The organism is Candidatus Avelusimicrobium luingense, from assembly GCF_902757105.1.
GTDB lineage: Bacteria > Elusimicrobiota > Elusimicrobia > Elusimicrobiales > Elusimicrobiaceae > Avelusimicrobium > Avelusimicrobium luingense.
Genome location: NZ_CACVTK010000006.1, coordinates 29,226 through 41,082 on the forward strand (window position 1 = coordinate 29,226; position 11,857 = coordinate 41,082).

Sequence of the window (11,857 nt, forward strand, 5' to 3'; positions counted from 1 at the left end):
AACTTGACTTCTCTCCCTATAAGAAGCGTGAATGTGTATGTAAAAACACTTCTTACAGGAGAGAATTATGAGTGTACACAAAATCAAAAAAGGGCCGTACTATTACGCAGATTATTACGATTTTAATGGGGTTAGAAGACGTCTCTCGCTCCAAACTGAAAATAAACAAGTAGCCCTGCTAAAATATCAGGAACTTATTCGCCGCCGGAATGCTGTTAAAGAGAGGATGCCTGTACATATTACTTGGGATGCATTTAAGGCCAAATTACTCTATCACATGTCTATTGATAAGGCCCGTAATACGTGTAACCGTATGAAATTGGCTATCCGCTATTTGGAAGAAATGAAAAAGCCTCGTTTTTTACAGGATATTACTCCCGAGTTACTACAAACCTATAAAGAGCATCTTATTAAGAAAAACATCAGTGCCAGGCATATCAATAGCTTAGTGATATGTATTAAAACCGCTATGCATAGGGGTGAGAAATGGCAATATGTGCCCAAGCGAGATTGGACTACTGTCACAAAGATTAAGACAGCCCGGGGTAGAGTTGTGTTCCACACCCCGGAAGAAATAGACAAACTATTAGCCGCTTGCCCCTCTGAAGCGTGGAAGATTGTGGTGCTACTAGGGGCAGATGCCGGACTACGCAGAGGAGAAATGTCTAATTTAAAGTGGGAAGATGTTGATTTTGCCAATAACCAACTGTATATTGCCCCTAATAAGACAGAAAACCACCGCTTTGTACCCATGACACAAGACCTTAGAAATGCCCTAGAAAAGGCCCATAAACGCGCCAAACACGAATACGTGGTCACTGTATGCCAGCCCATGAAAGGGAACCGCTGTAACCCCGATTATTTAACAACCTTTTATCAAGAAGTAGCCAAAGCGGCAGGAGTGGATAGTTTCCTGCACAAACTGCGCCATACATTCGCCAGCCAACTCGTCCAAAACGGGGTGGAACTCTATACGGTATGCAAGTTACTGGGCCACCGGACCATCCAAATGACCGAGATTTATGCCCACCTAGCCCCCGACAACTTACACAAAGCAGTATTTAACCTGCCCAAGCATGGCATGCAACTGGTTGGCATGGAAGAAAAGACTGTATGCGAAGGAAACAAAGCATGCAGACAAATAGGTGTGGACTTTGGGGATTTGATGAAATAAAAAATTCTCAAAAAATAATGTTGTATATAAAATTCTAAGCATACAACATCTTACTTCATCATTTGTTCCATAAGATGCGTATATCCCTTCTTCATAGATAACAATTTTGTTTTTTCATCATAGATTTTGCGGTCAACAAACCATTTCGCAGTTTCGCAATAATTATTTTGCAAAGCAACGAATAAAATATTAAGACAATCTTCGACGTATTGATTCAAAAAAGTGTCCTGCATTTTGCTCAACAACAATAATACATATTTTTCTTCATACTGATTGGAGATAATGAGATTCAAGGATGAAAAAATATTTTGATCTAACGGTATATTATCAATGATTTTTTTAGCAACGTCAGCCAAATTCTTTTGTATTGCAAGTAACAAAGCCTGTTGCCCATAAGCACCATTTTCAAGAAGAAGTTTTGTCATTTCGTCGTACTTATTTGATATTGATAAAAATAATTCAGAATGTTTTTTTTCTTCATCAACAGAAGAATTCCCACAAAAATTAAATAATGCGCCTTTTTTAAGTAATTGTTTAGCGATCTCTAAACAATTACTTCTTACAGCGCACTCTAATGGAGTAGTAATTAACATAGAGGTATAATTGAGAGGATTTATTTCACCGCCTCTATCTATCATGAGATCAACAACTCTAATAAAATTCTTACTAATAGCTTCAAGTAAATTTTCCCCCGTAAAGCTTGCTCCCCGTGTCAAAAGCAATTCCAGCATTTTTTCATTTTCACATTGTAAAGCAATGTCTACGGGAGTTTTGCCATCTATATCCGTTACTGTTAAATTTATATTCCTATTTGTATTCAAATAAGATTTAACTGTGTCAAAATTTTGGCTACTCAACACCGCCCATAATTCTTCATTTTTTTTATGCCTACGTCCATCAACAATCCATAAATAACGAGCCAGCCCTATTACTGTTCCACACAGTAATCCTACACACCAAAAAGGCACCTTACCCTGAATGACCGGATACAAGAACCCAAAAAGGACACAGAGTGCCACACTGGTATAACGATGGACGAATTGTATTCGTATTTTTTTAGAAAAGATATCCATAAATATAAAAATTACGAATACTACAAGGATATAAATCCCTAAACAATACATCCCAACTTCTTGAGAAAATGTCCCCGGGTTACCCCATGAATATAAATTATTTTCCATTATTGGCTCCTTTTAACGCTATTCTACAATATTTGCATGATTATAACACCTTCAAATATCTCGCTAATTGCGGGGTTTTTTATCACAAAAATGTTAAGATTTATAAAAACCTATCTTAGACGATAAATAAGCATAAATGTTAAGATAAAAATTCCCGAACGGGAATATTTTTCCAAATTTCCGCCATTTCTCTTAAAATATTCCCGAGCGGGAAAAAATTAACAAAATTATCTGCTCTACATACTCTTACTGTTTTATAAAAATCCTTAAATTTTAAGCATTTTAGTAGTTTTTGTATAAGAAATAGGGGATGGAACGAGGACTAACTTGTCTTTGTATCGCCGAGACGTTGGGCGGGATTTTGATATGCCTATTGATTAGTACATTAACATTATGCGTATTCTTGTCCTTGAATTTCACATTAGCCAAATATCCTTTGAATTGGAACGTATTGATTATAGTATAATAATATTAAAGACGAGATGTGAATATGCTTCAGCATTCAAGGTCCGGCATTAAAATACCGTGCAACCTCGTGCAACAATTCACACAATCCATGTCCCTCTGTAAATTTTTGGAGATATGGTATTTTATGAAGAAAACAATATTACTTACTTTTTCACTCTCCCTTGCTTTGCTAATTATGAATGTATCCGCTTTTGCAGCGGACGTCAATTCCTTCTCGGATTTGGCTGCCGGCGGTGATTTGACCTTTGCGCAAGACATTGTGGTTGAGTCCGCCACCCCCTCTGTTACGTTGCCAGATGGAACTGTGGTAGACGGAGCCCATCACTCCTTAACGGGCGTACAGGGGACCTACCTAAATATCGGTTCAAACACTTCCACGGTCACACTCAAAAACGTAGGAGCCATACAGGACGGATCCAGCACGGATAATACCTTTTCTTATCAAAATGCCGCCGGTGATACCGTGTATAAAAAAATTACAAATTCCTTTAACGGATTTCACAAAACAGGATGGAGCCAAAATAAACTTCTGGGCACTGTAAATATAGACAATTCCGTTTTTTCCAACAATGTGTCTGACGAAGATGCCGGGGTATTTTTTGATTCAAATGCTTTGCTAACTATTACCAATTCCACTTTTTATGATAACCATGCAGCCGCAAACTGGTATGGCGGCGGAGTGACACAGACACTCACTAACTCACAACCGATTACCATAGATTCTTCCCTTTTTGTCAATAATACCGCTGGGGAAGGCGGCGCCTTGGATACCAGCGTACAAACCTATATTTCCAATTCCGTATTTGCCAATAACCAAGCAATCGGGCTTGATGGCGGCGCTATTTGGTATGGTATGGCAGCCGTTGCCGCCCACTATGTTAATTATCTCATCAATTCCGAATTTGTTAACAATACGGCTACCGGACTTGGGGGTGCTTTGTCTTTGGACGGTCTAAATGACGGGATGAACATCATAAACACTTCGTTTAGAGGCAATCAGGCCGCATATGGCGGAGCCATTTATGCCATCAAGTTTCGCGACGGTATTCCCCTCTCCGTGGTGGATTCTTCTTTCACAAACAATACCGCTAATGAAGGGGCCGGCATTTACAGTAAAAATATTGATTTGAACATTTTTGCCGTCAATAAAGATGTTGTTTTTGACGGAAACACAGCCACTAACGAAACAGCCAGTTATAATGCGGGTAGTGATATTTATTTTGACGCGAGCGGAAATGATGCTACTTTATTCTTGAATGCGGCTAGCGGTAAAAAAATTATTTTTAACGGTAGCATTGCTTCCTACACGGATAATACCGTAGCATCCATTGATATCAACAAATCAGGTTTGACTTATTCCCCCGATACAGGCATCACGACCGAAATGGTCTCAGATGCAAGCAGCCAAATTCAATTCAATAACCGAGTGGGAGATGATACCTATAATTTTGATATCAACTTGTACAACGGCGTACTGGCTATCGGGCAAAATCCGACCATCAATGCCGGTGTAGATAACCCGGACGGTTTTATTGATGGCAACAACTTACATGTAATGGCAGAGTCCACCCTTTACACTATCAATAACGTCATCGGCTCTGTCAATTTGAAACAATTAGATCTTTCTTCTAATCTCAACATCCAAGCTGATGCAGATTTAGCTACCTCTACGATGGACACCATCCATGTTGACACCGTGACAGGCACAGAGAAAATCGTTTTATCCGGTGTCAATGTATTATCCGATACGACGGGAGATAGTACCGTAGTTCAATTTACAGACACCAATTTGGCCGACTACGTAGCGGTGAAAGATGATTTGCAGGCCGTCTCTCCCGTCTACAAATATACGGTAGCCAATAATGGGGATGGCTCCTTAACATTTACCCGCTTTAACGATAATCCGGACCCCGACGACCCGAGGAATTATAATCCGGCCGTCTTTGAGCCGACCATTACGGTAAACACCGTTTCAAACGTCCAGGATTATATCAATAGTTTAGTGTTTCGCGATTTCACTTTATTTGAATATAATGACTTCAAACAACAGGGCAAAGCAGCCGGAGATTTTGGAGAAGGAAGAAATGTCTGGCTCAAGGCATATGGCTACAATGACAGAACGGATTACAGACATTTTTCCGACGTCAAAACCAGAATGGCCATGTTCTTTTTAGGGTTAAGCCAAGACATCAATTTCTTTGAATCCGATGACTCCAAACTCAACGTTTATACCGGTTATCTGAACGGAAACATCCGCTATGATGATATCCGCGTAGATCAACCCGGAGAGTATTTGGGTGCCAACATTGCCACCAAATATGAAAACTTTATGGTAGCCCTTAATATGACTGGCGGATACATCCATCCGAAAACGTACGATATGTATGGCAAACACCGCACGAACAATCCTTGGGGCGGTATTGCCGCAGATATCGGCTATCAAATAGAAGTTTCCCCTTCGCTGATGCTGATGCCCAGTTTTGTCACTTCCTACACGTATGTCCACGGGGATGATTACACCAATTCTGCCAATATCCGTGTAAAATCTGATGACCTGCAAGTGTTTGAATTTGTGCCAAACCTGCGTGGGGATTACCGCTTAAACCAACGCTGGGAACTCTTTGGAGATGTGCGCTATTCCTTCAGTCACAAAGACGGTGGAAACTCCCGCGTTGAAGGCGTGGCGATTCCTACGCTCAACATGGCCAGATTCGTAGAGTATGGTTTGGGAACAACCGCTCATTTCAATGATTACGCGTTTGAAATTGCCCTCTATCGCAGAGATGGCAGACGCGAAGGTTGGAACGGATACATCAACCTACGCTATCACTTTTAAGCAAACTTCGTATCAAAAGGCCCTTACTAACCAAGTAGGGGCCTTTTTTGTAGAATAACAGATATGAAAAAATTATTCTTACTAGGATTATTTTTGCTAACTTCTTGCGCTACGGTGCCTGTGCCCCGTGAATTTGCCTACAAACCGATGCAAACCAATCAATACCTGTTGGCCTCTTGGCAAAAAATAACCGATTCGTCCTCCCCCATCCGCATTTACCTGGAAGGAGATGGCAAGGCTTTTGATTACAGAGGGATACCCACTCAAAATCCGACTCCTAAAAATAAATTTTTACGCAACATGGCATTTAGCGATCCCCACGCTAATGTGGTTTATCTGGCTAGACCCTGTCAATTCGTCCAAGATCCTCACTGCAAGGTGGAGGATTGGACTGTGGGCCGCTTTTCCGAGCAAATTGTGGAAGACACCGCCTTGGCTATTAAACAAATTTCGCAGGACAGAGAAATTGTTTTAATTGGATATTCTGGGGGAGCGCTTTTGTCTGGTCTTCTCATCACCAGGCATCCCGAATTAAAAATACAAAAGTGGATTACGATTGCCGGCTTATTAAATCATACCGATTGGACACAATATTGGGGAGATACGCCGCTCTACTTATCATTAGACTTACAAACACTTCCTTCCGTAGAGCAACAACATTTTGCTGGAGCTAGAGATAAAGTCATTCCGCTGGAACTATCTAAGAAATGGGTAGGTAAAAATAATTTGGCAATCTTGCCCCATGCGACACATAACAAAGGTTTTGCCTGTAATTTCTAATCGTTAGCGGCAAGGTTGCGAGTAGTAAATGTTCCTTCAACGAAACACCCCTTCAATTGTTTAGAGCTAGTAGCAATAAAGATAATACCCTTGTTATAAAGGAAATGCTAATTTAATTTGGCTTTGAAATTTTTATAAGCAGTGGCGGCCAAACAAGATACTGAAATATTGCCAAAATCAACGAATCTCGCCGTAAGGTATCAAATTCGGGGCTGTTATCCACATTAGGCAGATATAACCCCGTATGCGGCATCCAAGCAATAATTTTTTCAAATTTGTTCATCTTATTTGCTCTTTACTAAAAAAATGCGATTGGATGGGAACACCTTAAATAGCACATCTGTATCCCATTGGTTATGCGCAATATCTTTAGCAATTTCAGTAATGCGTTCTAGGGACATATTGGCAATATCCAGGGTTAAAGACTCCACATTATAGACATTATCCCGATATGGAAACTTGCCTCCAAAACCTCTATTCCACGCATATTCCACGTTGTACTGGTCCACAAAAGATAAGTCCCGAAGTCCCAGTTTAATGGTGCGAGGAAATACTATCATCCCGCCGCCATAAAACCCAACTTGCCGATAAAAAGACTCCGCATTTTTGCCTGTGTTATATGCCATCATCCCATACACACCCGGATAATGAGGCCCACACGCAAAGAAACATTTGGTTATTTCTTCTATGTCTTTATCTATTTTAAAGGGGCCGTAACATCTTTTAAATTTCTGATTATTTGTTTCAAACATTGCTTACCTCTTAAAATAACTCCATATAGAATCTACATAGCCCTCTTTATTTCCCTCTTTTTTGAACCATTTCTGCCACCACGGTTTTCTATAGGCATTCGGGTTTTGTAAATAAATATCCAAACTAGCCCACTCTTCTCTCTCTAGCCCAAAATACCGAGATGAAGGACAAATTTCCAATTTTTGTTTCTGCATTGTGAAACTGGGGCGTAATTTTACCGCGCAACCATTACGTTTTAATAAGTCTGCCACAAAAGATAATACGTGCTTATGACTATAGTGCGCCCGCAAATAAATCACGTTTTTACATGCTTGGGCCGTCCGTATGTTAATTTTCCACGTAGCATCTTGAGCGGGAACGAGCGGATAAGGGCCAAATTGCGTAGTAATACTTTTAATGGCGCGGGTAGGCAAGGCATAGGGGCCGTCCTTTAACTCTTCCGTCTTAAATCCTTCAGTTACTTTGTAGCGTTCATTGGTTACGTGATTACTAAAAGGCGTGTGAATAGAATATTCAATTTCTTTATCCCGAAACGGCATATAACTTACCAGTTTATCTACTTGCTTAAATAAGTTGTTAAACCACGGATGCACGTTAATTTTACCGGGAACCCACACGGTATGTTGTGGCGGCACAACAGTGCGGTGGTCTTTGAATTTCTTGCGTTGCACGAGTGGATCTTGTTCCGTGATATGATAGGGGCTCTCCACTATGGTACGGTAGAGAAGTGTGTCTCCCTCATAAAAAGACACATAACTTCTTTGTTCATCTACAGATACTTTTACTTGATACATAGTTCCTCCTCTAGCTAAAAATCTTCCTCAATATCCGCTCAAAACCGCGCCCGGTGAACATATCTGCGCCATCGTATATATAGGTCAAAGAATCTCTATAATCTCTACAATCTTCATTAAGCGGACTTCGCACATGATTGTTATACTCTTCTTGCAAAGCCCACATTGATTTTTTATAACCGAGCGTTTTGTATAAGCTGTATAGAGCGCAATAAGACTTAGTGCCGTATTCCTCGTATTCTATGGCTTTTTTCATATCGGCAATAGCATGCTTGTTTTGTTTCAAATCCTTGTAACAAATGCCACGATTTACATAGAGGTCTTTGACATCTCCTCTGCTTAGAGAATACGAATTACGCAATGCTTGCGAAAACAGTTTTTCGGCCTCTTCCAAATTATTCTCTCTCCAGTAAATCACACCTAAATTATTAAGCGCATATACATCATCCGGCACGCGGTGAAGATATTCCTGAAAGTTGCTTTTGGCTAACGAATATTGCCTTTGCTCTAAATATTTTTGAGCACGAATATTGTATTGGGGCGGCCTGCTAAAAAGTCCGCAAAATAACCCCAAGCATATCGTTAAAGCAATAAGTGTTCCTTTGAGCGGGAATGACCCTTTCCCCAAATCATATTCGCTCAAATTAGGCAGTTGGTAGTTTTCTTTTAAGATTTCTTCCACTTGGCTAAAATGAGACGTAATATCCGCTATCGTACTTAGCCCAACGATAAAATTACGTAGTTTAATACACGTAGCTTCGTTTTGCCAACCAAATACGTGGGCCCACTCAATTTTATGATCAGGGGTTACACCTACAACGGCATTTATTGTGTTACGCTTACCGTTTTGCCAATATTGTTGCCAATATATGCCTTGCGCGGATGTGGCATTTTCCAGCAAGATGAAATTTAGTTTTATGTTTTTTTCACGACTCCAACAGTTATAGTCCCGAATTTCATCTTCTAATTGCTCCGCGTCTTCGCCCTTTACGGTGCCGTATAATCCCTTGCGGCCATAGGACTGCAAGTGATACGTTTTAATGGTTTGTTCATCCAATTTTTCGCTTGCATATACGTTGGAAGAACGCAAGGTAGGGTTTTTGTACGAGCGGTACACATACTCGTAACTTGCGGTTTCATACGTACCGGGCCACGTAGTATATGTGCTATATCCAGGGTCTATAATTTCTCCTTCTGCTTCGCCTTCGTGGTCGGCTTCTTTCTCGTCTTCGTTGCCAAAGAGGGCTACATATTCCTGATATTCTTCCTCGTCAATCGAAAACGTATCCCCTTCGGCCACGGTTATTTCCCACTCTTCATCGTGCTCTACGGTTTCATATGTTTTTTTGCCTGTTTCTTCATCCTCGTGTTCTATTTTCTCAGTCCACGGTTCGTAATAGCGGGCCTCGGTTACGTACGTGCCCAAGATTTCTTCGTCTTCCGTTTTGCCCGATTCGCACACTTTGGCAAGGCCGATAACCATCCACGCCCCCAGGCAGCCCACCACTATCCCGAATATACCAAAGGACTCATAGCCCATTACGTGCGGCACTACAAGCAAAAAGCCAAGCGCATATAAGAACGCTATGGACATTAGATATTCTCCTTGCCGGTGGCATATACGTCGGCTGTATGGTCCGACTTAATGACCGTAATTTTGATTTCCTGCGCGTTAGGCAATAATACACACGCGGGAAAACTTTGGATAAACGTTTTATGTTCATTATGGCGGGCTACCAGTAACCGCTGATGACTGAAAAACTGTTCACGGTTAATTTCAATAGCCGTGGCTAATTGACGCAAAACAGACGTATCAAGCGGCGGGTTATGCTCTACAATAAACCGTATATCCTTGCTTTGGTAACGTCCGGAAATAAGTTTGGGATAAATCTCCTTAAACGTCTCTAAGTACGTATCGGACACGTGCGTGATTTGCTTAATAACCTTCCACATTTTGTCAAAGTTGGCCTCGCACACTTCCTGTTGCGCTTTGACCAGATTGCGAAGGCGGATTTCCGTGTTGCTCACGGAAATGAAATACCCAAGTGCTACTACTGCGACTAATAAAACAACTACCATTGTTGCTGTCATTTTGTTTCTCCTTATATTTCAATTTGAACTTTATTTTCCAAAAACTGTGCTTGAAATAACTGCCCCACTTGCTGATGTAACCCGCGGGCCCCCAAGTGCCGCTCATAAGCCTCATTGAGGAGGTTTTCAATGATTGTAGGCGACACTTGGGTGGAGGTATGCAACAATTCTTTGTATTGTTGCAAAGGCCCATTATGCGGGTTGAGTAGAATTTGACGCAAATCGTCTTTTTCAAGCCCCTTTAACTGCACAAAGTACGAAAACCGCCCAATCAGTTCCGGCATCATTCCATAGGCAATATAGTCCTCGGCGGTCAATTTGCGACCTTTGGTAACAGGTTCTTGTGTAAAACCAACCGATTTATCCGCGTGTTTTACTTGTAAGTTTTCAAACGCACCTCCTACCACAAAGAGCACTTGGGAAATATCTAGTTTATGAATAGATTTCCCTAATGAAAGTTTGGTTTCTAATCTGTAAAAATTGCTTTCTATTAACCGTAACAGTTCGGCCTGCACATTGGTGGAGGCCGCTCCGCCTTCCCGTTCACTTCCCTGACGGATCTTATCTATCTCATCAATAAAGACAATAGAAATGGGTAATTTGCCCGCTTTGGCTTCTTTGGCTAACGGACGCAACACATCGCTTACATCCATTCCCACATATCCTGTTTGCGTGTATTGGCTAGCATCGGCGTGCACAAAAGGAATGTTTAAGATTTTTGCCAAGCACTCACACATATAGGTCTTTCCCGTTCCCGTCGGGCCACTGATAAAGATGTTGCTCTTGTTAAAAGTTTTTCCGTTTTTGGCACTAGCACACTTGACTAAATGCTCAAAAACGCCCGCCACTAATTGTTTTTTGGCCTCATCCTGCCCGATAACATACTTGTTTAATTGGGTTAGCACGCGCTGTGGGTTTAACGTGCGTTTCTTAGTTTTACGCTTTTGAGAAGTTGCCAGTGCTAAAAAGTTCTTTTTTAAGTCAATCCGTCCACCTATGGCGGCAAATATTCCTTCTGTAAATAACGCGCTTTTACGGTCTATCAAAATGGAGAGTAGTTCTGCACGTTTACCGATTATTTGCCCTTTTTCCAAGAGCGTATTTACTTGATAATTGCCAGCTACCATTATTCGTTGCAAGTCCAAGGCCGACAAGCGCAAGAGTAAAAATACTTCCGTCTGTGATAATTTATGCTTTTGAATAAACTCTACTAATGGGAATTTATCCGCATTAGAGCGTAAAAGACGTGCGTAGATATCCTTAAACGTTTGCACATATTGGGCCTCCCGCGTGGGTAAGCCTGACCAATCATTCCAGGCCAGTATATTTTCCACCAGTTGGGCTCGGGAAGTGTATTTTGTTAGTTTTTTAGTTGTTTCTTGCATAATTTACCTCGTAATATAAGTTCAAAAATCTTATTTTGTATACGGAGCTTTTATCCGTGATAAATCTCCCAATCACTATATCCAAAAGAATCTTCCTTCATCGGTTCTGTCTCTAACTGCGTATAAGGAACCACCCATACTGTTACATTGCGATTTTGCTTACATTTTTTTGCCATAAAAAACACCTCTCCTTTGGATTTCCCATTGGAGAGGTGGATAAAAAAAGAACCCATTGTCTCCAATGGGTTCTAACATACTTCAAATTTATTCTAGCTCCCATTGTGTTCGAGCTTTAGCACCTTGCCCTTTGGTAGGTTGCTGTGTAGTCAACGGGCTCGTCCCTCGTACACTCTTAATGGAATTTCCGTTATTTTCGGAAGTCCCCTTATCCTATT

Annotated in this window: 9 protein-coding genes and 1 riboswitch; of the genes, 3 read left to right on the forward strand and 6 right to left on the reverse strand. The window is 41.1% G+C overall.

The annotated features are described in order from the left end of the window. The first annotated feature begins 67 nt into the window (after positions 1–67). Entirely contained in the window at positions 68–1,174 is a 1,107-nt protein-coding gene (locus ACQY3H_RS06080) for a tyrosine-type recombinase/integrase (protein WP_428075687.1), read from the forward strand. Positions 1,175–1,224: 50 nt separating this feature from the next. Here ACQY3H_RS06080 and ACQY3H_RS06085 read toward each other — a convergent pair whose 3' ends face one another. Next, positions 1,225–2,355: an ankyrin repeat domain-containing protein gene (locus tag ACQY3H_RS06085; protein WP_428075688.1), complete on the reverse strand. Its 1,131-nt coding sequence runs from the start codon at positions 2,353–2,355 to the stop codon at positions 1,225–1,227. A gap of 592 nt (positions 2,356–2,947) precedes the next feature. Here ACQY3H_RS06085 and ACQY3H_RS06090 point away from each other — a divergent pair. After that, complete coding sequence (locus ACQY3H_RS06090) at positions 2,948–5,659, forward strand: hypothetical protein (RefSeq protein WP_428075689.1); 2,712 nt, start codon at positions 2,948–2,950, stop codon at positions 5,657–5,659. A gap of 63 nt (positions 5,660–5,722) precedes the next feature. Continuing rightward, positions 5,723–6,439, forward strand: a complete 717-nt coding sequence (locus ACQY3H_RS06095; RefSeq protein ID WP_428075690.1) for a hypothetical protein — start codon at positions 5,723–5,725, stop codon at positions 6,437–6,439. Positions 6,440–6,723: 284 nt separating this feature from the next. Here the strand turns inward: ACQY3H_RS06095 and ACQY3H_RS06100 are convergent, their stop codons facing one another. From ACQY3H_RS06100 to ACQY3H_RS06120, 5 genes are read right to left on the reverse strand one after another with little or no spacing between them, the layout of a single operon-like run. After that, positions 6,724–7,191: a hypothetical protein gene (locus ACQY3H_RS06100; RefSeq protein ID WP_428075691.1), complete on the reverse strand. Its 468-nt coding sequence runs from the start codon at positions 7,189–7,191 to the stop codon at positions 6,724–6,726. 3 nt (positions 7,192–7,194) lie between these two features. Continuing rightward, positions 7,195–7,986 carry a hypothetical protein gene (locus tag ACQY3H_RS06105; protein WP_428075692.1) on the reverse strand — a complete coding sequence of 264 codons (792 nt, stop codon included), beginning with the start codon at positions 7,984–7,986 and terminating at the stop codon, positions 7,195–7,197. A 10-nt stretch (positions 7,987–7,996) separates the two neighbouring features. Next, a complete protein-coding gene (locus ACQY3H_RS06110; protein WP_428075693.1) occupies positions 7,997–9,580 on the reverse strand; it encodes a tetratricopeptide repeat protein in 1,584 nt (527 codons plus the stop codon). Continuing rightward, entirely contained in the window at positions 9,580–10,077 is a 498-nt protein-coding gene (locus ACQY3H_RS06115; protein ID WP_428075694.1) for a hypothetical protein, read from the reverse strand. Before ACQY3H_RS06115 ends, ACQY3H_RS06110 begins: the two co-directional genes overlap by 1 nt. Positions 10,078–10,088: 11 nt before the next feature. After that, a complete protein-coding gene (locus ACQY3H_RS06120) occupies positions 10,089–11,462 on the reverse strand; it encodes an AAA family ATPase (RefSeq protein ID WP_428075695.1) in 1,374 nt (457 codons plus the stop codon). A 273-nt stretch (positions 11,463–11,735) separates the two neighbouring features. Then, positions 11,736–11,824, reverse strand: a riboswitch (SAM riboswitch). Positions 11,825–11,857 lie beyond the last annotated feature (33 nt).

Coding starts and splice junctions, on each gene's coding strand:
- ACQY3H_RS06080 (WP_428075687.1), top strand. CDS start 68: ATGAGTGTACACAAAATCAAAAAAGGGCCGTACTATTACGCAGATTAT.
- ACQY3H_RS06085 (WP_428075688.1), bottom strand. CDS start 2,355: ATGGAAAATAATTTATATTCATGGGGTAACCCGGGGACATTTTCTCAA.
- ACQY3H_RS06090 (WP_428075689.1), top strand. CDS start 2,948: ATGAAGAAAACAATATTACTTACTTTTTCACTCTCCCTTGCTTTGCTA.
- ACQY3H_RS06095 (WP_428075690.1), top strand. CDS start 5,723: ATGAAAAAATTATTCTTACTAGGATTATTTTTGCTAACTTCTTGCGCT.
- ACQY3H_RS06100 (WP_428075691.1), bottom strand. CDS start 7,191: ATGTTTGAAACAAATAATCAGAAATTTAAAAGATGTTACGGCCCCTTT.
- ACQY3H_RS06105 (WP_428075692.1), bottom strand. CDS start 7,986: ATGTATCAAGTAAAAGTATCTGTAGATGAACAAAGAAGTTATGTGTCT.
- ACQY3H_RS06110 (WP_428075693.1), bottom strand. CDS start 9,580: ATGTCCATAGCGTTCTTATATGCGCTTGGCTTTTTGCTTGTAGTGCCG.
- ACQY3H_RS06115 (WP_428075694.1), bottom strand. CDS start 10,077: ATGACAGCAACAATGGTAGTTGTTTTATTAGTCGCAGTAGTAGCACTT.
- ACQY3H_RS06120 (WP_428075695.1), bottom strand. CDS start 11,462: ATGCAAGAAACAACTAAAAAACTAACAAAATACACTTCCCGAGCCCAA.